Source organism: Roseospira navarrensis (genome assembly GCF_009601025.1).
GTDB lineage: Bacteria > Pseudomonadota > Alphaproteobacteria > Rhodospirillales > Rhodospirillaceae > Rhodospira > Rhodospira navarrensis.
On sequence record NZ_WIVE01000004.1, the window covers coordinates 44,058 to 70,503 of the forward strand.

Annotated in this window: 23 protein-coding genes; 6 read left to right on the forward strand and 17 right to left on the reverse strand. The window is 69.0% G+C overall.

What is annotated here, in order from left to right; genetic code table 11:
- Positions 1-5: 5 nt before the first annotated feature.
- From GHC57_RS02770 to GHC57_RS02780, 3 genes are all read right to left on the reverse strand, one after another.
- The gene (locus GHC57_RS02770) at positions 6-1,574 is read right to left on the reverse strand and encodes a bifunctional aminoglycoside phosphotransferase/ATP-binding protein (RefSeq protein WP_246152094.1); all 1,569 of its coding nucleotides are present in this window, start codon (positions 1,572-1,574) and stop codon (positions 6-8) included.
- Between the two features lie 566 nt (positions 1,575-2,140).
- A complete protein-coding gene (locus GHC57_RS02775; protein WP_153340927.1) occupies positions 2,141-2,431 on the reverse strand; it encodes a hypothetical protein in 291 nt (96 codons plus the stop codon).
- 387 nt (positions 2,432-2,818) lie between these two features.
- Entirely contained in the window at positions 2,819-3,310 is a 492-nt protein-coding gene (locus GHC57_RS02780; protein WP_153340930.1) for an Lrp/AsnC family transcriptional regulator, read from the reverse strand.
- A gap of 210 nt (positions 3,311-3,520) precedes the next feature.
- Between GHC57_RS02780 and ald the strand changes: the two genes are divergently transcribed.
- Positions 3,521-4,639, forward strand: a complete 1,119-nt coding sequence (ald, locus tag GHC57_RS02785; RefSeq protein WP_153340932.1) for an alanine dehydrogenase — start codon at positions 3,521-3,523, stop codon at positions 4,637-4,639.
- Between the two features lie 393 nt (positions 4,640-5,032).
- Positions 5,033-5,731 carry a hypothetical protein gene (locus GHC57_RS02790; RefSeq protein ID WP_153340934.1) on the forward strand — a complete coding sequence of 233 codons (699 nt, stop codon included), beginning with the start codon at positions 5,033-5,035 and terminating at the stop codon, positions 5,729-5,731.
- 21 nt (positions 5,732-5,752) lie between these two features.
- Here the strand turns inward: GHC57_RS02790 and tkt are convergent, their stop codons facing one another.
- The 4 genes from tkt to otnK are packed head-to-tail and all read right to left on the reverse strand — an operon-like array spanning position 5,753 to position 10,748.
- Complete coding sequence (gene tkt, locus GHC57_RS02795) at positions 5,753-7,744, reverse strand: transketolase (protein WP_153340936.1); 1,992 nt, start codon at positions 7,742-7,744, stop codon at positions 5,753-5,755.
- A complete protein-coding gene (gene denD / locus GHC57_RS02800) occupies positions 7,741-8,757 on the reverse strand; it encodes a D-erythronate dehydrogenase (protein ID WP_153340938.1) in 1,017 nt (338 codons plus the stop codon). Before denD ends, tkt begins: the two co-directional genes overlap by 4 nt.
- 45 nt (positions 8,758-8,802) lie before the next feature.
- The gene (gene otnC / locus GHC57_RS02805; RefSeq protein WP_153340940.1) at positions 8,803-9,447 is read right to left on the reverse strand and encodes a 3-oxo-tetronate 4-phosphate decarboxylase; all 645 of its coding nucleotides are present in this window, start codon (positions 9,445-9,447) and stop codon (positions 8,803-8,805) included.
- Complete coding sequence (otnK, locus tag GHC57_RS02810) at positions 9,444-10,748, reverse strand: 3-oxo-tetronate kinase (RefSeq protein WP_170294645.1); 1,305 nt, start codon at positions 10,746-10,748, stop codon at positions 9,444-9,446. Before otnK ends, otnC begins: the two co-directional genes overlap by 4 nt.
- 122 nt (positions 10,749-10,870) lie before the next feature.
- Between otnK and GHC57_RS02815 the strand changes: the two genes are divergently transcribed.
- Entirely contained in the window at positions 10,871-11,878 is a 1,008-nt protein-coding gene (locus GHC57_RS02815; protein ID WP_153340944.1) for a LysR family transcriptional regulator, read from the forward strand.
- Here GHC57_RS02815 and GHC57_RS02820 read toward each other — a convergent pair.
- The 7 genes from GHC57_RS02820 to GHC57_RS02850 form a co-directional block, all read right to left on the reverse strand.
- On the reverse strand, positions 11,865-13,121 hold the full coding sequence (locus tag GHC57_RS02820; protein WP_153340946.1) for a TRAP transporter large permease: 1,257 nt from the start codon (positions 13,119-13,121) through the stop codon (positions 11,865-11,867). The genes GHC57_RS02815 and GHC57_RS02820 overlap by 14 nt on opposite strands.
- Before the next feature lie 16 nt (positions 13,122-13,137).
- Positions 13,138-13,704 carry a TRAP transporter small permease gene (locus GHC57_RS02825; protein WP_153340949.1) on the reverse strand — a complete coding sequence of 189 codons (567 nt, stop codon included), beginning with the start codon at positions 13,702-13,704 and terminating at the stop codon, positions 13,138-13,140.
- Positions 13,705-13,870: 166 nt separating this feature from the next.
- Positions 13,871-14,854 carry a TRAP transporter substrate-binding protein gene (locus GHC57_RS02830; protein WP_153340951.1) on the reverse strand — a complete coding sequence of 328 codons (984 nt, stop codon included), beginning with the start codon at positions 14,852-14,854 and terminating at the stop codon, positions 13,871-13,873.
- Between the two features lie 110 nt (positions 14,855-14,964).
- Positions 14,965-15,717 (reverse strand): SDR family NAD(P)-dependent oxidoreductase, encoded by a 753-nt coding sequence (locus GHC57_RS02835; protein ID WP_153340953.1) that lies wholly within the window; start codon positions 15,715-15,717, stop codon positions 14,965-14,967.
- 62 nt (positions 15,718-15,779) lie between these two features.
- Entirely contained in the window at positions 15,780-16,778 is a 999-nt protein-coding gene (locus GHC57_RS02840; RefSeq protein WP_153340955.1) for a transketolase family protein, read from the reverse strand.
- The gene (locus GHC57_RS02845; RefSeq protein WP_246152095.1) at positions 16,775-17,605 is read right to left on the reverse strand and encodes a transketolase; all 831 of its coding nucleotides are present in this window, start codon (positions 17,603-17,605) and stop codon (positions 16,775-16,777) included. Before GHC57_RS02845 ends, GHC57_RS02840 begins: the two co-directional genes overlap by 4 nt.
- A 680-nt stretch (positions 17,606-18,285) precedes the next feature.
- Positions 18,286-19,215, reverse strand: a complete 930-nt coding sequence (locus tag GHC57_RS02850; protein WP_153340957.1) for an exopolyphosphatase — start codon at positions 19,213-19,215, stop codon at positions 18,286-18,288.
- A gap of 233 nt (positions 19,216-19,448) precedes the next feature.
- Here GHC57_RS02850 and GHC57_RS02855 point away from each other — a divergent pair, with 233 nt between their 5' ends.
- The 3 genes from GHC57_RS02855 (at position 19,449) to zapE (ending at position 22,104) form a co-directional block, all read left to right on the forward strand.
- On the forward strand, positions 19,449-19,922 hold the full coding sequence (locus GHC57_RS02855) for a hypothetical protein (protein WP_153340959.1): 474 nt from the start codon (positions 19,449-19,451) through the stop codon (positions 19,920-19,922).
- A 263-nt stretch (positions 19,923-20,185) separates the two neighbouring features.
- Positions 20,186-20,917: a LuxR C-terminal-related transcriptional regulator gene (locus GHC57_RS02860; protein WP_170294646.1), complete on the forward strand. Its 732-nt coding sequence runs from the start codon at positions 20,186-20,188 to the stop codon at positions 20,915-20,917.
- Complete coding sequence (gene zapE, locus GHC57_RS02865; RefSeq protein ID WP_343031086.1) at positions 20,914-22,104, forward strand: cell division protein ZapE; 1,191 nt, start codon at positions 20,914-20,916, stop codon at positions 22,102-22,104. The genes GHC57_RS02860 and zapE overlap by 4 nt, the downstream gene beginning before the upstream one ends.
- Before the next feature lie 189 nt (positions 22,105-22,293).
- Here the strand turns inward: zapE and GHC57_RS02870 are convergent, their stop codons facing one another.
- The 3 genes from GHC57_RS02870 to dxs form a co-directional block, all read right to left on the reverse strand.
- Positions 22,294-23,139 (reverse strand): AAA family ATPase, encoded by an 846-nt coding sequence (locus GHC57_RS02870; protein WP_153340961.1) that lies wholly within the window; start codon positions 23,137-23,139, stop codon positions 22,294-22,296.
- A gap of 130 nt (positions 23,140-23,269) precedes the next feature.
- Positions 23,270-24,145 (reverse strand): substrate-binding periplasmic protein, encoded by an 876-nt coding sequence (locus tag GHC57_RS02875; protein WP_246152103.1) that lies wholly within the window; start codon positions 24,143-24,145, stop codon positions 23,270-23,272.
- A 346-nt stretch (positions 24,146-24,491) separates the two neighbouring features.
- Positions 24,492-26,423 (reverse strand): 1-deoxy-D-xylulose-5-phosphate synthase, encoded by a 1,932-nt coding sequence (dxs, locus tag GHC57_RS02880; RefSeq protein WP_153340965.1) that lies wholly within the window; start codon positions 26,421-26,423, stop codon positions 24,492-24,494.
- Positions 26,424-26,446 lie beyond the last annotated feature (23 nt).

The window sequence follows — 26,446 nt, forward strand, 5'->3', positions numbered from 1 at the left end:
CCTCGTCAGAGCCCCACGATCTCGCGTGCCCGGGCCAGCGTCTCGCGGCGCGGCCCGGAACTGTCGATGCGCGGCCAGGCCATGGGTCCGGTGTCCAGGGTGCGCTGGAAGGCCAGCACCTCGGCCGTCGCATCCGAGGCGTTGGCCTGACGCGCGCCAATGCGCTTGCGGGCCACGTCCTCCGGCGCTTCCAGCCACAGCCCGTCGAACGGAACCCCCATCTCGCGGGCCACCTGCTCGATGTCGGCGCGTTCCCCGGGCGTGGCGAACACGCCGTCGGCGATCACGGCATGCCCCCGGGCCAGCGCCGCCCGGCATTCGGCGTCCAGCGCGGCATAGGTCCGGCGGGTCATGTCTTCCGTGTACCCATCCGGGCCCAGATGCTCGTAGGGTCCCACCCCCATCAGGCGCTTGCGCAGCACGTCGGTGCGGCTGACCAGCGCGCCCGGGGCCGCGCCCACGTGCGGCGCCAGTTCCCGGGCCAGCCGGGACTTGCCGCTGCCCGACAGTCCGCCCACCGCGATCAGGCGGGGCGCCGGCGGCGCCAGATAGCCCTGCGCCCGATCCAGATAGGCGAGGGCTCGCCGCCCCATCTCCTGTGCGTGGGCCGGGTCACTCGTGTTCAGCGACATGGTGGCGCTGATGTGGGCGCGGATGCCCGCCCGCATGGACAGGAACACGGGCAGCAGCGCCAATCCTTCGATATCCGGGTCATGCTCCATCGCATGGTTCATCACGATGGACGCCAGCCGGCGGAACCCGCGCTGGTCCAGGTCCATCAGCAGGAACGCCAGATCGTACAGGGTGTCGATGACCTGAAAGGCGTCGCTGAACTCGATGGCGTCGAACAGCGTGGGCTCGTCGTTCCACAGGCAGATGTTGCGCAGGTGAAGGTCCCCGTGGCAGCGCCGCACGCGCCCCGCCCGCCCGCGCCGGATGAGAACGTCGGCGTGATCGTTGAGCGCCGCGACGGTCCGCGCGGTCAGGGTTTCCACCGTCTCGCGCGGCAGCACCACGGGCGCGGACGCCATCATGCTGTCGCGGTTGCCCCGGGCCACCGCGACCATGCGCGCGGCGTTGTCGGCGCAGGGCACCACCTCGGCGCCGGCGTGATAGTCCGTGATGACGCGGGCCAGCGCCGTGGCGCGGTCGCGGGTCAGTTCGCCCCGGACCAGCAGCCGGCTGAACAGGTCCTGCTCGTCGAACCGGCGCATGACGACCAGCCAGTCCACCACGTCGCCGTCGCCGTCGAGGGCGAGGCGCCCGTCCGCGTCGCGGGTGACGGCGGCCACGCCCTCATAGAGATCCGGCGCGCCGCGCCGGTTCAGCCGCACCTCGGCCTCACAGGCGATCCGGCGGCTGTCCAGCGTCGTGAAATCCACGAACGGCAGGCGCACCGCGCGCTTCAGTTTCAGCGCCCGGCCGGCCGCCAGGAAGATCGCGGAAATGTGGGTGTGAACCTGATCGACCCGCTCCACGGACGGCCCGTGTGACTCCGGTCGGGCCAGAAAGGCAAAGGTGTCGCGTTGATCCTCGGGTATCATGGCGTCCGCCCAGGGCGGCCGCGCGGGCATTCAGGCAAGCCCTGCCCGAATGCCACGCCGCCGCACACCGCAGTGAAGCCGAAACCCTGTCGAGCGGCGAGGCGGCACGGTGGCCCGTCCCTCTCTCGACAGCGTCCGGCGGGTTGGGCGGACAGGGTAGCCGACCGGGGCGCTCGGTCCAACGCCTTCCGTGCGTCGGCCAGGGCTCCGAACCCGGATGACCGTTCCGTGACTCTGCAGGGGTCGAACCCGCCTCACGAGGTCCTTCGGTCGCCCCCGGCGATGCTTCGCGTCGCCGCAAAGCAGCGCGACCAACGGAACGATGGTCGCGGGGGCTCCCTCAGGATGACACACTTTTAATGGATATTGTCATCCTGAGCGCCCCTAGGGCGCGAAGGATCTCGTGATGAGGCACGAACCATGACACCCCTGTCATCTGGATTCGGAGCCCTGGCGCGTCAGCGCCGACGCCCAGTGCCGCAACGCCGACAAGGGTTACACCCTTGTCGACAAGTGTCGCTGCACAACTTTTTAACTTCGTGCATTTTCGATCCAGACAAATGATGCTCGGTGCATCTTTTGTCTGGATCAATGCACTAACGGGCGCGCGACGGTCCGGACGCGCGCAGGCCGCGCAGGCCCAGGTCCTCCAGCCAGGTCGGCCGGGCCTCGGCCGTGCGTTCCGCGGGGACGGCGCGGGCCTCGCTGCGCTCCGGCGCGACGCCCGGCTGGGCGGCCTGGACGGCGTGATGCTCCGCCCCGCCGTTCGAGGGGCCGTCGTCATGCGACGCCCGCACCGGCGGCAACGCGCTGTAGAAGCTGGGGTCCGTCAGCGTCGGCTCGGAAATGGTGCGCACCTCGTTGCGCCCCTCCGTGTCGGTCAGCATGAAATGGGTCGGCACCCCAGGCGCCCGTATGACTCGCGTCACGATCCAGACCGACGGAAACACGGAGTCGGCTTTCTTGAAGCGGTCTCCAGGCTTGATGGCTTTGGCGTTCAAGAGCGACCTCGGCACGTTTGGAGACAGAGAGGGACAGTGTCTGGCGGTCCCGGTTCTGGTCCCGTTTCAGGACCGACCGGGCAGTCCGCCCCGGGATCAGGGTCCCGAGGAACTCCCCCGGAATGATCCCCATGGCCACCCCCGCCGTCTGCACAGGGTGACCGCCCGGAACGACTTATCCTGCCACGCTTTCCGTTAATCAAGTGATAAGGCGGACCCTATCACCGCGCGTTCCGGCACCACAAGAGCAGCCACGAAATTGCCACATCCCGGTCACGGTGCCCGCGTCGGCGTCAGGCCGATGCTTTTCTTCACGGTCCGCAGCGTGAAACTGGACTGCAGGCGCGCCACGCCCGGCAACCGCGTCAAATCCCGGCGATGGATGCGCTCGAAATCGGGCAGGTCGGCCGCCGCCACCTTCACCAGATAGTCCGCCTCCCCCGACATCAGGTGGCATTCGATGATATCCGGACAGGCCGCCACGGCGGTTTCGAAGGCGGCCATGACCTCCTCCGTCTGGCGCTCCAGCGTCACATGAACGAACACGGTGGTCCCCCGGCCCACGGCCTCCGGATCCACCAGCGCGGCATAGCCCGCGATCGCGCCCGCCGCCTCCAGCCGGGCGACGCGGCGGTGACAGGCCGAGGGCGACAGGTGGACCCGCTCGGCCAGGTCCTGGTTGCTGACGCGCCCGTCCGCCTGCAACTGCTCCAGGATGCGATGATCGGTGGCATCCAGGTCGGAGAGTCGAAGAAGCTTCGGCATAGCGGCCCCTGAACGACGGAAGATTGCACGATCAACGCAAACGGCGCGGAACTTTGCAAGCACCTTCGGCCCGGCCGGGCGTAGTCTTCCATCAGGGACCGGGTCCGTCGGCGGAGCAGGAGACTCCGGGGACGATCAGGGCGTGGGGGTCGTGCGCCCCTTCACCGCGACTCCGTCTTATTACCAATTGAACATGGGAGGGTTGCAGCCATGCGGATCGGTGTTCCCAAGGAGATCAAGGCCCAGGAATTCCGCGTCGGCATGACGCCGGACGGCGTGACCGAGCTGGTCGCGCACGGCCACGAGGTGGTCGTGGAGACGGGTGCGGGCGCGGGCATCGACGCCAGCGACGAGGCCTATGCGGCGGCGGGCGCGCGCATCCTGCCGGATGCGGCGCAGGTGTTCGACAGCGCCGAGATGATCGTCAAGGTCAAGGAGCCCCAGGCCGAGGAACGCGCCCGGCTGCGCCCGGACCACATCCTGTTCACCTATCTGCACCTGGCCCCGGATGTGCCGCAGACCACCGACCTGATCGCATCGGGCGCGATCTGCATCGCCTACGAGACCATCACCGACGCCCACGGCGGCCTGCCGTTGCTCAAGCCCATGTCCCAGGTGGCCGGGCGGTTGTCCGTCCAGGCCGGAGCGCAGGCGCTGGAGCGCGCGCACGGCGGCCGGGGCCTGCTGATGGGCGGCGTCCCCGGGGTGGCCCCGGCGCGCGTGGTCGTGATCGGCGGCGGCGTCGTCGGCGAGAACGCCATCGAGATGGCGCTGGGCCTGGGCGCGGACGTGGCCGTGCTGGACCGCAGCCCGATGGTGCTGGAGCGCCTGGCGCACCGCTTCGGGTCCGCGCTGACCACGCTCTACTCGACCAAGGCCGTGCTGGAACAGTCGGTGCTCGATGCCGATGTGGTCATCGGCGCGGTTCTGGTCCCCGGGGCCGGCGCGCCCAAGCTGGTGACCCGCGACATGGTCTCGCGCATGAAGCAGGGCGCGGTTCTGGTGGATGTGGCCATCGACCAGGGCGGCTGTTTCGAGACCAGCCACCCGACCACGCACCAGGACCCCACCTTCGTGGTGGACGGCACCGTGCATTATTGTGTGGCCAACATGCCGGGCTGCGTGCCCAACACCTCCACCTATGCCCTGACCAACGCCACCCTGCCCTATGTGGTGCGACTGGCGGACCAGGGGTGGAAGGCGGCCCTGGGCGCGGACCCGCACCTTCGGGCCGGGCTGAACGTGGCCGGCGGGCGGATCACCTGCAAGCCGGTGGCGGACGCCCAGGGCCTGCCGCTCGCCACCGTGGAGGACGTGCTGGCGTCCTGACGCACACGGTCGAAAGGGGGCGGCCCTGGCGCACCAGGGCAATCGGGTGAACGCACCTTCGGCGAAACGCGAGACGTCGTAGGGCGGGTTGCGCCGAAGGCGCAACCCGCCGCATCGCCACCACGCGGCGGATTGCCCCGCTTCGCGGGTCGCCCTGCCTTGACTTTGCAACGGGTCGGAGACCCACGCTCGAGATCCTTCAGCCGCTTCGCGGCTTCAGGATGACATCCTATAATTTCAGATCGTCATCCCGCGTGAGCGCAGCGAGACGGGGGATCTCATGAGGCATGCTCAGACGGCGCGGACCGTGCGGTCATGGGACCCTGAGACCGTTGCTCTGCCTGACGCACGGCGCATATTGTTCGGACGCCGCAACGGTGCCATGATCTGGGCATGAGCCAGATCCCGCCCCTCTCCGGCTCGCCCCACCCGGTCCGGCCCGCACAGGCCCGGGCCGAGGGTGTGGGGCGTCATGAGCCGCGCCCCTCCGGGTCCGATGTCCCGTCGGCGCCGACGGATCGTCACGGCCCGGCCGTCCTGCTGCCCGAACCGCAGACGGCGGACGACCCCACGACCGACCCGAGGGCTCCCCCGGCCCCGGTCCTCACGGACGAGGAGATGGCCACCCTCACGGAGGCGCTGGAGGCCGCGCGCGCCGAAGCCGACCGGATCGCCGAGGCGTGGGCGGAGAATGCCGGAAAGCTCGGCGAGACCATCCTGGACATCATCGAGAGCAGCATGACCGCCCTGACGCAGGTCCTGCCGCTGGCCCTGCACTCGGTGGAGGGCATGAACGGCCTCGCCGGGCGCGCCGAGGGCCTGATGCGCCAGACCGGCGCCGCCGTGGCCTCGGCCCGCCGCGCCATCGCCCAGATCGAGGGGGGCGACGACCCCATGGAGGTCACGCGCCGCCTGACCAGCCTGCGCGCCCGGGTGGACCGGATCGCGGCCCATGCCGAGCGGGCCGCCGCCAGCGCGACGGCTGTGACCTCGACGACGGCGGTCAGCCCCGGCGACCGCGCCGAGGCCGAGACCACCCGGACCGCGCTTGAGACCCATATCCGCGAGATGCGTGCGGCGCTGGAAGGGTGATCCGGCAGGCTTGGCGCCGGCCTACGCCGGGACGGCCGGCATGGCGGCCTCGACGGCGGCCACCACCGCTTCCGGCGTGATGCCGAAGTGCTCGAACAGATCCGGGACATCGCCGGACGCCCCGAAGCTGCTCATGCCGATAAAGGCCCCGTCCTCGCCGATGTAGCGGTCCCAGCCCAGCCGCACGGCGGCCTCGACCGCCACCCGCACCGTGCCGCGCCCGATCACGGCCGCGCGGTAGGCTTCGGATTGCTCTTCGAACAGATCCCAGCTTGGCATGGAGACCACCGCCGTCGGCACGCCCTGCCCTTGCAGGGTCGCGCGCGCCGTCATGGCCACCGCCACCTCGGCGCCGGTCGCGAACAGGGTGGCGCGACGCGGCCCGCCGTCGGCCTCGGCCAGGATGTAGCCGCCCCGGGCGCACTGGTTCTCCTCGGAGACCCCGCACCGCACCGGCTGCAGCGGCTGCCGCGAACAGATGATCGCGCTCGGCCGGTCGCGGGTTTCCAGCGCCAGCGCCCAGCACTCGGCCATCTCCACCGGATCGGCCGGGCGCATGACCCGCATGTTGGGATAGGCGCGCAGCGAGGCGAGGTACTCCACCGGCTGGTGGGTCGGACCGTTCTTGCCGATGCCGATGGAGTCGTGACTGAACACGAACAGGCTCGGAATGCCCATCAGCGCCGCCATGCGCAGGGTGTGGCGCATGTAGTCGGAGAACACCAGGAACGTGGTGCCCACCGCCAGCACGCCGCCATGCACGGTCATGCCGTTCATGATGGCACCCATGGCATGTTCGCGGACCCCGTAGTGGATGTAGCGCCCGCCCCGGTCCGTCGCCGTGAACGGCCCAAGCTGGCGCTTGTGCTGGGTCGCGGCCTCCAGATCCGGCGCGCCGCTCACAAGCTCGGGGATGGCGTCGGCGACGGCGGACAGCATCTCGCCCGACGCCTTGATGCCCGCCTTGGGCTCGGGCTGTTCCGCCCAGGCCGTCTTGATGTCCAGAACGGTGCGCTTCCACGCCTCGGGCAACGCCCCGGCGATGCGGCGCTGGAATTCCGTGCGGTCGTCGTTGGACAGGGCAGCGAACCGGCCCTCCCACGCCTTGCGCGCGGCGGACCCGCGCACCCCGGCCTCGCGCCAGCGGGCCAGGATGTCTTCCGGGATCACGAAGGGCGGATGCGGCCAGGCCAGGGCCTCCCGGGCGGCGTCGGTGTCGTCCTTGGTGATCTTGCCGCCGTGCGCCGCGCGCGTGTCCTGAATGCGCGGGATGCCGAAGCCGATCAGCGTGCGGCAGACGATCAGGGACGGGCGCGGGTCTTGCCCGGCCTGGGCGATGGCGTCGGCCACCGCCTGGGCGTCCTGTCCGTCCACGCCCCGGATCACATGCCAGCCCGCCGTTTCGAAGCGCACGGCGTTGTCCTCGGAGACCGCCTGATCGGTGCTGCCGTCGTCCGTCATGCGGTTGTCGTCCCACAGGAACGTCAGCCGCCCCAGCCGCAGGTGCCCGGCCAGCGCGATGACCTCGGCGGCGATGCCCTCCATCAGGCAGCCGTCGCCGGTGTAGGCGAACGTGCGGTGGTTCACGATGTCATCGCCGAAGCGGTGGTTCAGCACCTGTTCGGCGATGGCCATGCCGACGGCGTTGCCGATGCCCTGCCCGAGCGGCCCGGTGGTGGTCTCGATGCCCGCTTCCGGGTGGTACTCGGGATGCCCCGGCGTGTGCGAGCCCAGCACCCGGAAGTTGCGGATCTGCTCCAGGTCGATTTCCTCGTATCCGGCCAGATGCAACGCCGCATACAGCAGCATGGAGCCGTGCCCGGCGGAATGCACGAAGCGGTCCCGGTCGGGCCACAGCGGGGCGGAGGCGTCGTATTTCATCGCCAGCCCATAAAGCCCGGTGGCGATGTCGGCGCCGCCCATGGGCGTGCCGGGGTGGCCGTCCTCGGCCCGAACGATGGCATCCATGGACAGGAACCGGATGGCGTTGGCCATGTCTCTGAGGGTCGTCATGACGCGGTGTCCTTCTGGGGGGCGCCCATCTCGTCCTCGATGAAGGCCTGGATCACCGCCGCGAAGGAGGCGTCGGCCTGGAATCCAAGGGCGTCGGCGCGCGCGGTCTCGAAACGCGCGGGCCAGCCCGCGACGATGGCGCGGATGCGCGGATCATCCTCGAAGCGGATGCGCGCCACGGCGTCGTCGCCGGCCTGGGCCCGCAGGGCCTCGATCATGTCCGCGACGGTCAATGTCAGGCCCGGCAGCATGACCGTGCGGTTGCGGCCGAACCGGGCCGGCGGCAGGGCGGCGGCGTGGATCAGGTTGGCGACGATGCGCCGGGGCGAGGACACGAACAGCCCGGTCTCCACGGGCACGGGACAGACCGCGTCTTCGCCGTTCAGGGGCTCGCGGATGATGGAACTGGCGAACGTGCTCGCCGCCTTGTTGGGTGGACCCGGCCGCACCACGATGGTGGGCAGGCGCACCGTGCGGCCGTCCACGAAGCCGCGCCGGGCGTAGTCCTGCACCAGCAGTTCGCCCATGACCTTCTGCACGCCGTAGCTGCTCTGGGGCACGGGCGCGGTGTCGTCCTTCACCACATCCGGCAGGTCGCCGCCGAACACGGCCACGGAGCTGGTGAACACCAGCCGCGACGCGCCGTGGGGCGATACCTGCCGCAGCGCCTCAAGCAACGCCCGGGTGGCGTCGAAATTCACCCGCATGCCCAGGGCGAAGTCCTCCTCCGCCTGGGCGCTGACGACGGCCGCGAGATGGAACACCAGGTCCACGCCCCCGTCCATCAGACGACCCAGGGCGGCGGGATCGGACAGATCGCCCGCGATCGCCCGGACATGGACCGGGCTGGTGTCGGCCCCTGCCGGCGGAACGGGGTCCACCATGTCGAACAGGCGCAACTCCGTGATGGTCACCGGCGCGCCATCCGCGCCGGGCAGCGCCCGGCGGTCCAGCAGCGCGCGGACCAGCTTGCGCCCGATGAAGCCGTTGGCGCCGGTGACGACGATACGCATGGAAGCCTCTCCTGGTGTTCGGGGACCGGACGCGCGGCGGCGCCGTCAGGTCCGGGGATAGCGGGCCTCGACCTCGGCCACCTGGTCCGGGGTCAGCAGGCGGGGATTGAGACCGCGTGTCAGCAGGTGCAGCTTCGCGGTCTCTTCCAGTTCCTCGGTGGCGTAGACCGCCGCCTCCAGGGACTTGCCGGCCACCACCGGCCCGTGGTTGGCGAGCAGCACGGCCGCATGCTTGCCGGCGAGCCCGCGCACCGCGTCGGCGACGGCGGGATCGCCGGGCAGGTGGTACGGCACCAGGGCAAGCCGCCCGACCCGCATGATCGAATAGGCGGTCAGCGGCGGCAGCACGTTGGCCGGATCCACGTCCGGCAGCATGGAGACCGCCACGGAATGGGTGGAGTGCAGATGCACGATGGCCCCGTCCCCCGGTCGCGCCTCGAACATGGCGGTGTGCAGCGGGACTTCCTTGGTGGGCGGATCGCCGTCCAGATGGCGGCCGTCGGCGGCCATGCGGGACAGCCGCGCCGGGTCCAGCCGCCCCAGGCAGGCGTTGGTGGGCGTCACCAGCCAGTCCCCGGAGTCCAGGCGGACGGAGATGTTGCCGCTCGACCCCATGGTCAGGCCGCGATCGAACAGCGACTGGCCCAGAACACAGATCTGCTCGCGCAGGAGGGGTTCGGCATGGCTCATGGCCGGACCTCCATCGCATCAAGGGTGTCGAACGCGCCGAGGAAGAAGTCTTCCGCACCGAAGTTGCCGGATTTCAGCGCCAGCGCCAGCGGCGGGCCGTCGCCGGCGCGCTCCGCCACCGTCCAGGGCACGCCCGGGCAGATCATGGGACCGATGCGCAGGGCCGAGACACCCAGGCCGGAGACCACCGCGCCGGAGGTCTCGCCGCCCGCGACCACCAGCCGCCGGGCGCCGGCCTCGACGACCTGTCGCGCAATGGCGGCGAAGGCGCGCTCGACCAGGGCGCCGGCCTCGTCGCGGCCCAGACGGTCCTGGACGGTGCGCACGCTCTCCGGCGCGGCGGTGGCATGGACCAGCACCGGCCCCTCGGCCATGTGTTCGGTCAGGAAGGCGACCGCATGGCCCACCACGCCGTCCGGATCATCGAACAGCGCCAGCGGGTCCAGCGCCAGCGCGGGGCGGCGGGCCTTCATCCAGGCCACCTGCCCCAGGGTCGCCCGCGAGCAACTGCCGGAGAGCACCACCGCCGGCCCCTCGACCCGAGGCAGGGCGGCCGCATCGGGCCGCTTGCCCAGCAGGCCGGCCGCGCGCCACGCGTCCGGCAGGCCGATGGCCACACCCGACCCGCCCGTAACCAGCGCATCAGAGGCCACCGCCGCCCCAATGGCGCGCAGGTGGGCGTTGTCCAGCGCATCAACCACGGCGTGGCCATGACCGGACTCCGCCAGCGCATCCAGCGCCGCCCGGATGGCGTCCGGCCCTTGGGCCACCGTATCCCAGGGCACGAGGCCCACGGGCCGCGTCGTCTGCCGCCCCAGCCAGCGCACCAGATCGGCGTCGGTCATCGGGGTCAGCGGATGATGCTCCATGCCGCTGTCGTTCAGCAGCCGGTGCCCGACGAACAGATGCCCGAAGACGATGGTGCGGTTGTTCTCGGGGAACGCCGGACAGGCGATGGAAAGCCCCGCGCTCACGTCCTGTTGCAGCGCCTCCGTGACCGGACCGATGTTGCCCTCGGGCGTGCTGTCGAAGGTGGAACAGTACTTGAAGAAGACCCGTTCGCAGCCCGCCTGTCGCAGCCAGGCCAGCGCCCGGCGGCTCTGGTCGATGGCGTCGGCCACGGGGATGGTGCGGGACTTCAGCGCCACCACCACGGCATCGATGTCCGACAGATCCGGCGCGGCGGCGCCCGGCTCCGGCACCCCGATCACCTGGATGGAGCGCATGCCTTCGCGCACCAGCATGCTGGCCAGATCGGTGGCGCCCGTGAAGTCGTCGGCGATGCATCCCAGAAGCGGCATGGTGGTCCTCGTCAAGGTGCGGGCGGTGGAGACGGGCGGGTTCGGGAGTCACACCGGGCCGGGTTCCGTGCCATACTGCGCGGCCGCCCGGTCCGGTCGGGCGCTGCAAAGGACCCGTTGCGATGTCGCGTGATCCCACCCTCAACGGCATGCTCTACTTCGAGGCCGTCGCCCGGCACGGCGGCGTGAGCAAGGCGGCGGAGGAACTGGGCGTCTCCGCCTCCGCCGTCAGCCAGCAGATCAAGCTGCTGGAACAGCAACTCGGCGTGCGGCTGTTCTTCCGCGAGAAGCGGCAGTTTCGTCTGACGGCGGACGGCGAGCGGCTGTTCCACAGCACCTCGGCCGCGTTCCGCATGATCCGCGACGCCCGCCAACTCGTGGCCCGACAGCGCGAGCGGCGGCAACTGATCCTGCGCGTCAGCCCCAGTTTCGCGGTGCGCTGGCTGGGCCCCCGGCTGGCGCGGTTCGTGCAGCAGCACCCGTCGTGGGATCTGCACGTGGACGCCACCCCCGACCCCAGCGACTTCGACCGCGAGGTGGTGGACCTGGACGTCCGCTACGGGGCCGGCGACTGGTCGGGGCTGTACGTCGAGCACGTGCTGGACGACTATGTTCTTCCGTTGTGCAGCCCGGCCTATCTGGAGACGCTCAAGGCGGCCGCCGGCGATCCCACCGACCGGATCCGGCACGCCCGCCTGATCGACAGCGTGAAGGCCCTGTACCGATGGGACGCCTGGCTGGAACACGTCGGCATCTCGCCCGTGGCCGACAGCGCCCGGCTGCGGTTCGACCGCTCGTCGATGGCGCTGCAACTGGCCGCGCGCGGGGTGGGCGTGGTGCTGGAATCGGTCACCCTGGCCTACGACGAGATCGCCGCGGGCACCCTTGTCCCGGTGTCCACGACCTTCGACGTGGAACGCTTCCCGGCCTACTGGATCATGGGACCCAGCCGCAACCAGAGCCGTCGGATCGTCCAGATCTTCTGCACCTGGCTGCGGGAGGAGTGCGCCCAGCAGGAGGCCGCCTCCCAGGCCGTAATCGCCCGGCTGGGCTGTCACGTGCGGCAGATCGCCACCCCGACCCCGATCGCCGGGGGCGCGGTGGCGGTGCCCGCCCTCAGTGGATCGTGAACGCGGGCACATAGCTGATGAGTCCCAGAACGGTGAGCGCCACCAGATAGAACGGCAGCAGCTCCTTGACGACCGCGCCGATGCCGACGCGCGCGATGGTGGACGAGATGAACAGCGTGGTGCCCACCGGCGGCGTGTACAGGCCGATGGCCAGGTTCACGACCATCATCAGGCCGAGCTGCACGTGATCCAGCCCGATCGCCGTGGCGATGCCCACGAACAGCGGTCCCAGCAGCAGGATGGCCGCCGGAAGATCCAGGAACGTGCCCACCATCAGCATGATGATGTTCATCGCCAGGATGACCATCCACTCCTCGCTGAGGGACGCCATCATCCAGGCCGCCAGGGTCTGCGGCGCCTGTTCCAGCGTCAGCATCCACTGGATGACCGACGAGGCCATGATGATGAGCATGACCGCGCCCGTCATGACGCCGGTTTCCATCATCGCCTTCAGGATGGTCCGGAGAGTCAGGTCCCGGTAAACAAAGGCGCCAACCAGCAGCGCATAGGCCACCGCGAGCACCGAAACCTCGGTCGGCGTGGCGATGCCGAAGCGCAGCGACAGCACCACGAACACCGGCATGAACAGCGCCGGGAACGCCTGCCACGCCTGGGTGCGGAAGTGGGCCCAGCCGCCCTCGACATGCGTGGCCGGGAAGCCCCGGATCTTCGCCGACAGCCAGCAGGCCGTGAGCATGCCCACGCCCAGCATCACGCCCGGCAGGATGCCGGCGATGAACAGCGCGATGATCGAGGTGTTGGAGACCAAGCCGTAGATGATGAGCGGGATCGACGGCGGGATCAGCACCGAAATGGTGGACGAGCACGAGTTGATCGCGGCGGCGAAGGCGGCCGGGAAGCCCTCGCGCTTCTGCACCGGGATCAGGGCGTTGCCGAGCGCCGAGGCGTCGGCCACGGCGGAGCCCGACACACCGCCGAACATCACCGAGCCCACGATGCTCACGTGGCCCATGCCGCCCTTGAAGCGGCCCACCAGCAGCTTGGCGAAGTTGACCAGATGCTCGCCGAACCGGCCCGACATCATCAGGCTGCCCGCCAGGATGAAGAACGGAATGGCGAGCATGGGGAAGCTCTGCGTCGGGGTATAGAGGCGCTGCGCGACCACGGCCATGGGCCGGCCGTCGATGGCCAGGATCAGGGCCGCGGCCCCGATCAGCGCGTGCGCCACCGGCACGGAGAGGAACAGCAGCAGCGGGAAGACCCAGACCAGCATCATGACCATGGCGAGGTTCCTCCTGTCAGCCGACGGCCGTTTTTTCGGGCTCGATATCCCGGGCGGGCTCGCCCAGCACCAGCCGGGCCGCGTCCATGGCCGCGATGAGGCCGATCATCGCGAACCCGAACAGCAGGCTGACGTACCCGTAGATCTGCGGGATGCGGGTCTCGGCCAGCACGCTGAAGCGCGAGGCCATGACGATGGGAAACGACGTGTCGATGACCGTGATCGCCATGACGACGATGATGATGTGAACCACCAGGGCGACGACCCATCGGCCGGTCTGGGGCAGCAGCCGGATGGCCGCCGTGACCGCGATGTTGCGCCCCCGGACCGCCGCCATCACCGCTCCGCCGGCGACCAGCCAGGGGAACAGGATGGAGTGGATTTCGTAGGCCCAGGGAATCCCCATGGAAAACAGGTAGCGCAGCAGCACGTTCACCAGCAGGGCCAGGAACATGAAGCTGAGCGTGACGACCACCAGCGTCGCGGCAAGGTAATCGAGACCTTTGGTGATCGCCGCGAGGACGGCGCGGATGGATCGAAACCGGGCCGGGCCCGCTTCGGCATCCCCGGGATGCGTGGACATGACGGACGACCCCCTTTTTCCGGATCACGGCCGTCGATCCGGAACGTCGCGATGCCGGCACGGCGGCATGCCGTGTGGAGACCTGAAGGCGACTCCCGCCCCGGTTTCCTGGACGGGAAACCGAGGCGGGACCCGAGCGCGGAGGAGGATGGATCGCGGACCAGCCCTACCGGGCGGCGGCGGCGGCGGCCGCGCGCAGGTCGGTGACGAAGTCGCCGTATTCATCGGCGTACTTGTCATAGACGGACGCGGTCGCCTCCTGGAACGCGGCGCGGTCCACGTCCATGAACTTCGCCCCTTCCTCGGTCATCACGTCGCGCAACTGCACGTTGTCGATCAGGCTGCGCCCGCGCTGGTACCAGCCGGCCTGATCCACGGACTGCTGGATGCACGCCTTGTGCTCGTCGGACAGGCCGTTCCACCAGCCGAGGCCCGCCAGCACCGGCGTGGTCTCGTACTTGTGGCCGGTCATGGTGATGTACGGCGTGATCTCGTGCAGCTTGGCGGTGTAGATGTTGGTGAGCGGGTTTTCCTGACCCTCGAACGCACCGGAGCGGAGCGCGGTCGGCAGTTCGCTCCAGGCGAGCGGCGCCGGGTTGGCGCCCAGCGCCTCGAAGATGTCGATGGTCACACGGCCGGGCGGGGTGCGGATCTTCATGCCATCCAGGTCGGCGGGCGTTTCCATGAACTCACTGACATGGGTGACGTGGCGGATGCCGTTGTCCCAGAAGCCGATGATCTTCATGCCCCGGGCCTGGGTCAGCTCATCGAGCTGATCGCCGATGTCGCCGTCCAGCACGCGCCAGACGGTGGGCAGGTCCTGGAACAGGAACGGCAGGCCCAGCATGCCGAATTCCGGCACCACCTGCGACATGGCCCCCTGGGAATTCGCGGTCATCTGGATGACGCCGGCCGTGGTCGAGGTCAGCATCTCGGCATCGTCGCCCATGGTCGCCGAGGGCGCCACATTGACCGTCAGTTCGCCGTTGGAGCAGCCGGGCACCAGCTCGGCGAACAGGTTGGCGGCATCGAAGCGCGGGTTTCCGGCGTTGGAGCCGTGGGCCAAAATGATTTCCTCGGCCTGGGCCGACGCGGAGAAGCCGAGGGTCGCGATCGCGGTCAGGGCGATCGTGCGGGGCAGGATACGCATTGGAGTTCCTCCTGTTGCAACACTGTTCTGGTTGGTGTTTCGGCCGTGTCATCCCGGCGGCGCGGCTCTGTGGCCGCTTCGTCGCCGAGCACCTGGGCGTATCGGGGGGGTCAGTGGATGAGAGAGCCTCCGTTCACGTCCACCTCGGTGCCGGTGCAGTAGGCGGACAGGTCGGAGGCCAGGAACAGGCAGCAGCCGGCCACATCGATGGCGGCGCCGGCGCGGCCCATGGGGATGCCGGACAGCACCGTGTTCAGCATGTCTTCGGTCAGCTTGCCGCCGGTGATGTCGGTGTCGATGAAGCCGGGGCAGACCGCGTTGACGCGCACGCCGTCCGGCGCCAGTTCGCGCGCCATCGCCTTGGTCAGGCCCAGCACGCCCGCTTTGGCGGCGGAGTAGTGCGGGCCGCCGAAGATGCCGCCGCCGCGCTGGGCGGAGACGGACGACATGGTGATGATCGATCCGGCCTTGTTCTGGCGCATGTGCGGGATGACCGCCTGGCTCATGTACAGGGTGCCGCGCAGGCTGACGTCCGTCACCGCGTCGTAGTCCTGCGGCGTGATGTCCATGACCTTCAGCGGCTGGGTGATGCCGGCGTTGGCAACCAGGATGTCGATGCGGCCCCAGCGGCTCATGAGGGAGTCCACGGCAGCCGCACAGGCCGCCTTGTCCACCACGTTGCAGGCCAGCCCCACGTGGGTCGGACCCAGATCGGCGGCGGCGGCTTCGGCGGCGGCCGCGTCCAGGTCCAGGATCGCGACCGTGGCGCCGTGCTCGGCGAACAGGCGGGCGGTGGCCTTGCCCAGGCCGCGCGCCGAGGCGGCCCCGGTCACGACGGCGTATCGCCCCTCAAGAAGACCCATCGAATACCCCTCCATCACGTCGTTCTCATCGTCGTATCGGCGGGCCGGACGGTCCGACCCATTCAGAGCCAGCCCTTGACCTGCGCAACGACCGCATCCACCGACAGGCCGTAGCGGTCGTGCAGCGTGGGCAGCGCGCCGGCATCCAGGAAGGCGTCGGGCAGGCCGATCATGCGGAACCCGGCGGGACCGACGCCGCCGCGCAGCGCCGCCCCCGCCACGGCCTCGCCCAGTCCGCCGACGATGCTGTGGTTCTCGGCCGTCACCACCAGCCGACCGGACTTGGCCAGCGCGGCGAGGATGGTGTCGGTATCGAGCGGTTTGATCGTGGGCACGTGCAGCACGCCGGCGTCGGCGATGCCCTCGGCCGCCATGCGCTCGGCGGCGGCCAGCACGCGCATGGTCATCAGGCCGGTGGAGACGAACAGCACGTCCGCCCCGTCCCGCAGCAGCGCGGCCTTGCCCAGTTCGAACCGATAGTCGTAGCGGTGCAGCACGCGCGGCACCTGCCCGCGCAGAAGCCGCATGTACACCGGACCCTTGTGATCGGCGATCGCGGGCACCGCCTGTTCGATATCCACCGCGTCGCAGGGATCGACGATGGTCAGGTTCGGCATGGCGCGGAAAATGGCAAGATCGTCGGTCGCCTGATGGCTGGGACCGTACCCGGTCGTCAGACCCGGCAGGGCGCAGACGATCTTGACGTTCAGCGACTCCTCGGCGATGTCCATGGCCATGAAGTCATAGGCCCGCCGCGAGGCGAACACGGCGTAGGTGGTGGCGAACGGCTGGAAGCCCTCGCGCGCCAGTCCGGCGGCGGCGCCGATCAGCACCTGTTCGGCCATGCCCATCTGGTAGAAGCGGTCCGGCATGGCCTGCGCGAAGACGTGCAGATCGGTGTATTTGCTCAGATCGGCGCTCAGGCCGACGATTTCCGGCCGCTCCCGCGCCAGCGCGACCAGGGCGTGGCCGAAGGGCGCGGCGGTGGTTTCCTGGCCGTCCTCCGCGATGGAGGCGATCATGGCCGAGGTGGTCAGTCGTTTCTTGCCGGGCGCGCTCATGATTGGGGCCTCCCGGCGTCCAACGCCTCCAGGGCCTTGTCCCATTCCTCGGGGGCCACGCGCACGAAGTGGGTGACCTCGCGCGTCTCCAGGAAGGGCACGCCCTTGCACATGCGGGTGTCGCAGACGATGACGCGGGGGCGCTCCCCCGGATGCTGGCGCGCGGCATCGAAGGCGTTGACCAGCGCGGCGATGTCGTTGCCGTCCACGCGCTGGACATGCCAGCCGAAGGCCGCCCACTTGTCGGCCACCGGCTCGGCGCTCAACATCTCCGTCGAGGGACCATCGGCCTGCTGGTTGTTGAAATCCACGACGCCGATCAGGTTGTCCAGCCGGTGATGGGCGGCGGACAGGGCGGCTTCCCACGTGGCGCCCTCGCCCAGCTCGCCGTCGGACAGCAGCGTGAACACGCGCGCGTCCGACGCCTTGCGCTTCAGGCCCAGCGCCATGCCGACGCCGATGCCCAGCCCGTGACCGAGCGAGCCGCCGGTGATCTCCATGCCGGGGGTGTAGGCCGCCATCCCGGACATGGGCAGACGGCTGCCATCCGTGCCGTAGGTCTCCAGCTCGTCCTCGGGCAGAATGCCGGCCTCTATGAGTGCGGCATACAGCGCAATGGCGTAGTGACCGATGGACAGCAAAAAGCGGTCACGATCCTCCCACCGGGGATCGTTCGCCTCGTACCGCATCGCATGGAAGTAAGAGACGGCGAGGACATCGGCCACGCCCAGCGCCTGACCAATATAACCCTGGCCCTGGACGGCGCCCATGCGAATGGCGTGGCGTCGAATATTATAGGCCCGCTTGGCCAGATCAATGTTGGACAAACGGGTACTGAGACGTCCGTTCGGCACGTTTCCACCCTTGGTTTTTCATGTCACGGATCACCCTTTCGCGATCCGGCATCTTGATTTGTGGGTGTAATGAGACCGCGTTGCGCTATCGCAAACAAGCCCAATTTGTTGCGGTGTTTTTAAGCTGAGCTAAAGTCCGACCGGCACGGTTGGGAAACCAGGTGCGCACGCGCAAGGGCGGCACCGCGCGAGCACACGGTCGCGTCCCGCCTCGTTCAGAGGCAGGCCGGCCGACGGGGCACCGGAGTCCCGGCGCCGGAAAAAGGGGGTCATCACGGAAAATCGGGGAGATCGGCCTTCCTTGGCCTCCGCGTCGGGTGCAGACCGAACGCCCTCCACTGGCAAGGCGATTTGAGTCACACATCGACGCGTGCCACGGACCGACGAATGTGCCGGACGGGGCTTGCAGCCCCGTCCGGACCGTTTTTCATTGCGATAGGGATGAACGGTCCGGGCGGGAGTGCAACTCCCGCCCGGCCTCGGGTCTCGCTGCTCCCGTAAGCCCCCCTCCCGACCTCCCCCATGAATGGGGGAGGCGTTCCGGTCCACCAGACGCCAGCCGGACTCTCGGGTGGCCGCTGCGGTCCGGAAACCACGCGACCCCGGACTCCCGGGATGAGCCGAAAAAAAGGGGGGCAGACGAACGCCCGGCGTCAGCCGTCGGCGGTGATGCGCGCGATCAGTTCGCCCATGACCTGGCGGGCCTTGTCATTGGAGATCTGGCAGGTGCCGGCGGCATGGTGCCCGCCGCCGCCGTATTCCAGCATCAGCTCGCCGACGTTCGTGCGCGAGGATCGATCGAAGATCGACTTGCCCACGGCGAACACGGTGTTCTGCTGCTTCAGGCCCCACAGCACATGCATGGAGATGTTGCACTGCGGATGCAGCGCATAGACCATGAACCGATTGCCGGCCCAGATGGTCTCTTCCTGGCGCAGGTCCAGGACCACCAGATTGCCATGGACCGTGGCGCAGCGCTGCAGTTGCTCCTTGAAGCGGTCCTGATGCTCCATGTAGACATCCACGCGCTCGCGCACGTCCGGCAGATCCAGGATCTCCTCGATGGGATGGCCGACGCAGAAGTCGATGAGCTGCATCATCAGGTCATAGTTGGAGATGCGGAAGGTCCGGAACCGTCCGAGGCCGGTTCGCGCATCCATGATGAAGTTGAGCAGCTCCCACCCCTTGGGATTGAATACATCGTCCTTTTCGTATTGGGCCGAATCGGCTTTGTCCACCGCCTCCATCATCTCCGTCGAGACGCGGGAAAAGGTCTCGGTGCCGCCGTAATACTCATACACCACGCGGGCCGCCGATGGGGCCAGCGGATCGATGATGTGATTCTCCCGCCGGCCGACGCGGATCGTCTCCGACAGGTGATGGTCGAACGCAAGGTGGGCGTGCGGCGAATACGGCAGGTTGGTGGTGATATCCCGTTTCGAGATCTCGACCTTGCCGTCCTGCATGTCCTTCGGATGCACGAACTTGATGTCGTCGATCATGTCGAGTTCGCGCAGCAGGGCGGCGCACACCAGCCCGTCGAAGTCGCTGCGCGTCACCAGGCGATGCTTTGCACCGGACATCCCGCCATTCTCCATTGATGTCGCCGCCCTCTGTTTTCCCAAACCCCCATATACTTTAGGCATCCACCGGGAGGCAAGCGAGGTTGGACACGCCCGCCACGTTTGCGACCATTTGGCGCAGGTCGGCCCGGCCCGCCACGCCCTGCGCGGACCCGGCCCGACGCCGGGGCCGCTTGTTGCGGACAGGCGAGCCCGCTACGGTGCGCCAGTCTCCATAGCCCGGGATCCGCCCGATGACGAGTCGAACCCCATCCTCCGCCCGCGCCCGCCACCCGCGCCGTGTGCTTCGCGCCGGCGTCCTTGTGCTGGCCGTGGCCCTGCCGGCGGCCTGCGGCCGTCCCTTTGTGGACAGCCGGCGCGAGGCCGGCGATCCGGCCACGGTGGGGTCCTCACGCCCCAGCAAGCCGGTGATCTGCTACGCCAAGGGCCGGACCTCGCCGGAGGAGGTGGCCGCCATGGCCAATGCGGTTTGCGCGCGGATCGACATGGTCGCCAAGTTCGAACGCGAAGACCTGATGAAGTGCCGGCTGATGCAGCCCGCGCGGGCCTTCTTCGCCTGCGTTGCCCCGGATGACCCAGGGGCCGGCACGCTGCCGCCCGGCCCGGGCGAGCCGGCCGGCGGGCGCCGGGGGTCCGGACCGCCTTTGGACACCACGGGCGCCGTTTATCCGGGGGGCGCCTTGCCGGCGCCGCCGCGCCTGCAATAGCCGAAACATTCTGGTGCAGAACGGAAGCGCGCGGCCCCGGGTTTTCAGGAAAACTTTGCCACACGCACCAAATGTGCCTACACTTCGGCCTATGACCAATGGCCAGATCGTAGCGCCCTGACCAGACGTTTTACCTGGACAAGCATGGGTTTGGTGCGGGTGTCTGACGCGGAAGGCTCGGATCGGGTACGCTCCGGGCGGCGCGCCGGGCATGGTTGGCCGTCGGTTCGTTCTGACGCATTGCCGAGAGACACGAGGGTCCCGTGAGAATTCTGATCGCAGACGATCACGAACTGTTTCGGGACGGTTTGCGCCTTGTGCTGTCTGAACTGGACCCCGCCCTTGAGATTATCGAAGCCAGCACGTTCGACGAGGCGATCGCGCGCGCCACGGACGATGCGAGCCGCGTGGATCTCGTGCTGCTCGATCTGGTGATGCCCGGCATGTCCTGGAACGAGGGCCTGACGGCCCTCAAGCAGCGCATCGGCGAGACCCCGCTGGTGGTGCTGACGGCGGCCGAGGACCGGCGGCTGGTGGCCGACGCCGTGCGTCTGGGCGCCGCCGGCTTCATCCCCAAGACCTCCAGCAGCAAGGTCATGATCGGGGCCCTGCGGCTCGTGCTCTCCGGCGGCGTGTATCTGCCGCCCGCCCTGCTGGAGGACGGCGAGGTCGCCAGCCTGAAGGCCGCCCTGCCGCTGGGCAGCAACACCGTGGAGGCGATGGCCGACCCGGGCGCGGCCGCGATGAACTCCCAGACCACCGCCAGCCTGACACCGCGTCAGCGGGAGGTTCTGGGCCTGCTGGGCCAGGGCAAGTCCAACAAGGAAATCGCCCGCGCCCTCGATCTGTCCGAAGGCACGGTGAAGCTGCACGTGACCGCCATCCTGAAGGCGCTGAAGGTGCACAACCGCACCGGCGCGGTCGTGGCCGCCGCCCGTCTCGGCTTCCCGACCGGCGGCGTCCGGGTCCCCAACGAAGACAGTCATCACTCGTGAGCCTGCCCGACGGTCCGCTGGCCCGCTACCGGGCCCAACTTGAGGCCGGCGCGTTGCATCCCGACAGCGCCCAGGAACATGTGGTGCGTTGCCTGGATGTCCTGGCGGCCGCCCTGCCCGCGCACGACCGCGCACGGCCGGCGGGGGCTTCGGCCGGCGGACCGGGTGGTCTGCTGTCGCGCCTCCGCCGGGGGGCGAGTCGTCGGGCCGCGGACGGAGGCGGCCCCGTCGCGCCGCGCGGTCTGTACATCCACGGCGCGGTGGGGCGCGGCAAGTCCATGCTGATGGACCTGCTGCACGGCAGCGCGCCCGTGGATCGCAAGCGCCGCGTCCACTTCCACGCCCTGATGCGCGAAATCCACGAAACCCTGCACGCGTGGCGCCGCGAGGGCCGCGAGGGCCGGGACCCGCTGGTTCACCTTGCGGACGGGATCGCCGACCGCGTCACCCTGCTCTGCCTGGACGAAATGGAGGTGCGGGACATTGCCGACGCCATGATCGTCGCACGGCTGTTCGGCCGCCTGCTCGACCGGGGCGTGGTGGTGGTCACCACCTCCAACCGGCATCCATCCGATCTGTACAAGGACGGCCTGCAGCGCGAGAAGTTCCTGCCCTTCATCGATCTTCTGGAAGAGCGGCTGGAGATCCTGGAGCTGGACGCGGACCAGGACTATCGCCTGGGCCGGCTGGCGGGCCGCACCGTCTATCACACCCCGCTGGGACCCGCCGCCGATGCGGCGCTGGAGGAGACCTTCCGCCTGCTGCTGGACGGCGCGCCGGAAACCGCCGACACGGTGACGGTGCAGGGCCGCGCGGTGCCGGTCCCGCGCGCCGGCAACGGCGTGGCCTGGTTCGCGTTCGACGACCTGTGCGGCCGGGCGCTGGGGGCCAACGACTACCTGGAGATCGCCAGCCTGTTCGACACGGTGATTCTGTCGGGCATCCCGCAATTGGGGCCGGCCGACCGCGACCGCGCGCGGCGGCTCGTGCTGTTGGTCGATGCCCTGTACGAGCACCGCACGGCCCTGATCTGCTCGGCCGCCGCGCCGCCGACCGATCTCTATCCGGAAGGCGAAGGCCGGTTCGAGTTCGACCGCACCGTCTCGCGCCTGATCGAGATGCAGGCGGAGGACTACCTCGGTCGCCCCCACGTGCTGGACCGGGCGGGGGTGACGCCGGATCGGTAAGGCCCGGGACGATCCTGGCGCGTGAGACCGCCCGACGGAAAGGGTCATCCTTTTCGTCCTCATGCCGGACGGGGCTTGAAGCCCCGTCCGGACCGTTTTGGCCGATGCCTGGGGATGAAAACGCTCCGGGCGGGCGTGCAACTCCCGCCCGGCATGACGCTTCATCGCCGATCAAGTTCACCCCCCCCCTCAGCGCCGCTCGCGCTTGGACAGGAAGGCCAGGCGCTGGAGCATGTGCACGTCCTGCTCGTTCTTCAGCAGCGCCCCGTGCAGCGGCGGCAGCACATGCTTGACGTCGCCCGAGCGCAGCGCCTCCGGCGGGATATCATCGGCCATCAGAAGCTTGATCCAGTCCAGCAGCTCGCTGGTGGAGGGCTTCTTCTTCAGCCCCGGCACCTCGCGCACCTCGTAGAACATGGCCAGCGCCTCGCGGACGAGGTTCGCCTTGATGTCCGGGAAGTGGACGGCAATGATGTCCTGCATCGTTTCCGGGTCGGGAAACTTGATGTAGTGGAAGAAGCAGCGGCGCAGGAAGGCGTCCGGCAGTTCCTTCTCGTTGTTGGATGTGATGATGACCACGGGACGGGTGACCGCGCGCACGGTCTCCCCCGTCTCGTGAACGTGGAACTCCATGCGGTCCAGTTCCAGCAGCAGGTCGTTGGGGAACTCGATATCCGCCTTGTCGATCTCGTCGATCAGCAGGACGGCGCCGCCCTCGGTCGTGAAGGCATCCCACATGCGACCGCGCTTGATGTAATTCCCGATGTCGTGCACCCGGTCGTCGCCGAGCTGGGAATCCCGCAGCCGCGAGACCGCGTCGTATTCGTACAGCCCGTGCTGGGCCTTGGTGGTGGACTTGATGTGCCAGGGGATCAGCGGCAGGCCAAGCGCGCCCGCCACCTCCTGCGCCAGCACGGTCTTGCCGGTGCCGGGCTCGCCCTTCACCAGCAACGGGCGTTGCAGGGTGACGGCGGCGTTGACGGCGACCGCCAGATCCTCCGTGGCGATGTAGCTTTGCGTGCCGGTGAATTTCATGGGGCGAACGGGCTCCGTGCATGACCAGATGACGTGAGCAGAACGTAGCCACCGATGCGTCCGGGTTCAACGGGCGACAGCCGGGCTCCGGCGGCCCACGGGCGCCCCCGCCGTGGGCAACGAACGACGGTCAGGGGCCATGCCCCGGCGGATAGGGCGACGGGTTGGGAGAGCGCAAACGGCCATAAGCCGGGGCGGCGAGCCGTCCGCGGGCGTTCATCTCCGGCTCCAGCGCCCCGCCACCGGAACCCCCCAGTGACGCCACCTGCGCATCCACGAAGCGCGCGATGAGATCGTCATAGGCCGGTGTTTCGCGAAACGCCCCCAGGTGGTCGTCAAATCGTCGAACGAAGTCCTCGCTCACCGTCTTGCGGGAAAACATGGCGTAATATTGGGTGAGGGCGATGGGAGTTTCAGCATAAATGTGGATCTTGTCCGACAGACCCAGAGCGTCCAGTAAATACCGACAGTTCAGCAGATCACAGACCACATAATCCACCCGATGGTTCTTCAGCATCACCAGATTCTGCTGATTCTCGTTGGCGACCTGCGGCGCGATATTGTTTTTCAGGAACCGATCGAAGCCGTCGCCGTATCGGTAGCCGCGCACCACCCCGACCCGACCCCGCTTGAGGTCTTCCCAGGTCCGAAACGGAAAACGCTCACGATCCGCCGCGCGCACCGCCACGACCCAGCGCGACTCCACCAGCGGCGTGTCGGGATACCACAGGAACCGTTGCCGGTCGGCGATGAACTGACCGCTGTACAGGACATCGATGTCGCCCGCTTCGGCCAGCCGCACCGCGCGCGCCCACGGGTAGACGAAAATGCTCGTCACCCCCGTGTCCATGTCGTTGAGCACCTGGGTCACGATCTCGGTCGCGAGACCGGACACCTGATCCCCGTCCACGAACTCGTACGGCGCCCACACGTCGGTGCCCAGCCGCAACGACACGTGATCCGCCCGGATGGCCCCCGGGGCCAGCAGGGTGAGAGTCAGCGCCATGGCCAGCAAGAGACGGACTCGCGGCAACGGGGGACCTCCTTGTCCGAACGGATGCGCTGGCACGTCGCGGCCCACGCCACGACATCGTGCCTAGTTTGCCCCCATCCCCCTGATCGCTGCCAAAAAAAAAATGATACAGACGGCGACCCGAGTCGCGGCCGTCGCACCGGACTCGCAATGTCCGCCGGTGAGGATCACCCGCCACACGCAAACACCGCGTCCCGATCACCCGGATGGAATGTGATCGGTCACCCCGTGTTCGCCAGACCTGTGGGCGCCTGGAGCACGACTCGGGGCGCACCCAGTACGCCCGGCCAGCCGGGAGCCCGAGTCGTTCTCCTCGGACTCAGGCGCGGGCGGGCGCCTCGGCCTCCGCCGATGCGGTGCCCTCCAGCAGCGCCAGCACCGTGGCCGCGATGCCGCCGGTGTCGAAGCCCGCGTCAATGGCCTGCTGTTCCGGCTTGCCCTGCTCGACGAAGCGATCCGGCATGCACAGGGTCCGGACCTTCAGACCGTGATCCAGCAGCCCCTCGATGGCCAGGGTCTGCAGCACGTGAGCCCCGAAGCCGCCGCGCGAGCCTTCCTCGACAACCACGAGCACCTCGTGGTCGAGCGCCAGCCGACGCAGCAGGTCCATGTCCAGCGGCTTGGCGAAGCGGGCGTCGGCCACGGTCGGCGACAGGCCGCGCTGGGCCAGGTCCTCGGCCGCCTGCAGGCAGGGATACAGCCGCGTGCCGATGGACAGCAGCGCGATGCCCTTGCCCTCGCGCACGATGCGGCCCTTGCCGATGGGGATCGGGGTGCCGCGCTCGGGCAGTTCGACACCCTCGCCCTCGCCGCGCGGGTAGCGCAGCACGCTCGGCCCGTCGTCATAGGCGGCCATGGTGGCGATCATGTGCATCATCTCGCCCTCGTCGGACGGGGACATGACCACGATGTCCGGCAGGCAGAGCAGATAGGCGAGGTCGAACGCCCCGTGGTGGGTGCCGCCGTCGGCCCCCACATAGCCGGCGCGGTCCAGGCACAGGCGCACCGGCAGGCCCTGAAGGGCGACGTCGTGCACCACCTGATCGTAGGCGCGCTGCATGAAGGTGGAATAGATCGCCACGAACGGCTTGTAGCCCTCGCAGGCCAGACCGGCGGCGAAGGTCACGGCGTGCTGTTCGGCGATGCCCACATCGAAGGTGCGTTCGGGGAACTTCACGCCGAACTTGTCGATGCCGGTGCCGCCCGGCATGGCGGCGGTGATGCCGACGATGCGGTCATCGTGCTCCGCCTCGGCGATCAGGCCCTTGGCGAACACGCCCGTGTAGCTCGGCGCCTGGGCGGGCGGCTTGTCCAGCGCCCCGGTGACCACGTTGAAGCGGCCGACGCCGTGATACTTGTCGGGCGCGGTCTCGGCCGGCTCGTAGCCGTGGCCCTTCTTGGTGACCACGTGGATCAGCACCGGGCCGTCCTGCTTGGTCTCGCGCACGTTGCGCAGCACCGGCACCAGATGGTCCAGCCGGTGCCCGTCGATGGGGCCGACGTAATAGAATCCCAGCTCCTCGAACAGCGTGCCGCCGGTCACGAAGCCGCGCGCGAACTCGTCGATCTGGGCGGCCGCCCGGTTCATGGGCCCGGGCAGGTGCGAGACCAGATCCTTCGCCATGTTGCGCACCGACAACCACGGCTTGGACGACAGCAGACGCGAGAAATAGCCGCTCATGGCCCCCACGGGCGGCGCGATCGACATGTCGTTGTCGTTCAGGATGACGATCAGGCGGCTGTTGGTGTCGCCGGCGTTGTTCATGGCCTCGAAGGCCATGCCGGCGCTCATCGAGCCGTCGCCGATGATCGAGACCACGCAGTTGTCGGCCCCGGCCAGATCACGGGCCACCGCCATGCCCAGCCCGGCCGAGATCGAGGTGGAGCTGTGCCCGGCCCCGAAAGGATCGTATTCGCTTTCCGCCCGGCGGGTGAAGCCCGACAGGCCGCCCGGCTGGCGCAGGGTGCGGATGCGATCCCGCCGCCCGGTCAGGATCTTGTGCGGGTAGCACTGGTGGCCCACGTCCCAGATCAGCCGATCACGCGGGGTCTCGAACACGTGATGCAGGGCCACGGTCAGTTCGACCACACCCAGGCCCGCGCCCAGATGACCGCCGGTGCAGGAGACGGCGTCGATCACCTCCTTGCGCACGTCCTCGGCGAGACGGTTCAGGTCATCCAGGGACAGATGGCGGATGTCCTCGGGAACGGTGACGGTGTCAAGTACCGGGGTTTCAGGGCGTCCGGGCAACGCGATCATCCTTCTTCTGCGGC

Coding starts and splice junctions, on each gene's coding strand:
- GHC57_RS02850 (WP_153340957.1), bottom strand. CDS start 19,215: ATGTCCGGTGCAAAGCATCGCCTGGTGACGCGCAGCGACTTCGACGGG.
- GHC57_RS02825 (WP_153340949.1), bottom strand. CDS start 13,704: ATGTCCACGCATCCCGGGGATGCCGAAGCGGGCCCGGCCCGGTTTCGA.
- GHC57_RS02775 (WP_153340927.1), bottom strand. CDS start 2,431: ATGCTGACCGACACGGAGGGGCGCAACGAGGTGCGCACCATTTCCGAG.
- otnC (WP_153340940.1), bottom strand. CDS start 9,447: ATGAGCCATGCCGAACCCCTCCTGCGCGAGCAGATCTGTGTTCTGGGC.
- GHC57_RS02855 (WP_153340959.1), top strand. CDS start 19,449: ATGACGAGTCGAACCCCATCCTCCGCCCGCGCCCGCCACCCGCGCCGT.
- GHC57_RS02770 (WP_246152094.1), bottom strand. CDS start 1,574: ATGCCCGCGCGGCCGCCCTGGGCGGACGCCATGATACCCGAGGATCAA.
- GHC57_RS02820 (WP_153340946.1), bottom strand. CDS start 13,121: ATGGTCATGATGCTGGTCTGGGTCTTCCCGCTGCTGCTGTTCCTCTCC.
- GHC57_RS02835 (WP_153340953.1), bottom strand. CDS start 15,717: ATGGGTCTTCTTGAGGGGCGATACGCCGTCGTGACCGGGGCCGCCTCG.
- GHC57_RS02870 (WP_153340961.1), bottom strand. CDS start 23,139: ATGAAATTCACCGGCACGCAAAGCTACATCGCCACGGAGGATCTGGCG.
- otnK (WP_170294645.1), bottom strand. CDS start 10,748: ATGCCGCTTCTGGGATGCATCGCCGACGACTTCACGGGCGCCACCGAT.
- GHC57_RS02790 (WP_153340934.1), top strand. CDS start 5,033: ATGAGCCAGATCCCGCCCCTCTCCGGCTCGCCCCACCCGGTCCGGCCC.
- denD (WP_153340938.1), bottom strand. CDS start 8,757: ATGCGTATCGTCGTCACCGGCGCCAACGGCTTCATCGGGCGCAAGCTG.
- tkt (WP_153340936.1), bottom strand. CDS start 7,744: ATGACGACCCTCAGAGACATGGCCAACGCCATCCGGTTCCTGTCCATG.
- GHC57_RS02780 (WP_153340930.1), bottom strand. CDS start 3,310: ATGCCGAAGCTTCTTCGACTCTCCGACCTGGATGCCACCGATCATCGC.
- GHC57_RS02840 (WP_153340955.1), bottom strand. CDS start 16,778: ATGAGCGCGCCCGGCAAGAAACGACTGACCACCTCGGCCATGATCGCC.
- GHC57_RS02830 (WP_153340951.1), bottom strand. CDS start 14,854: ATGCGTATCCTGCCCCGCACGATCGCCCTGACCGCGATCGCGACCCTC.
- GHC57_RS02815 (WP_153340944.1), top strand. CDS start 10,871: ATGTCGCGTGATCCCACCCTCAACGGCATGCTCTACTTCGAGGCCGTC.
- ald (WP_153340932.1), top strand. CDS start 3,521: ATGCGGATCGGTGTTCCCAAGGAGATCAAGGCCCAGGAATTCCGCGTC.
- GHC57_RS02875 (WP_246152103.1), bottom strand. CDS start 24,145: ATGGCGCTGACTCTCACCCTGCTGGCCCCGGGGGCCATCCGGGCGGAT.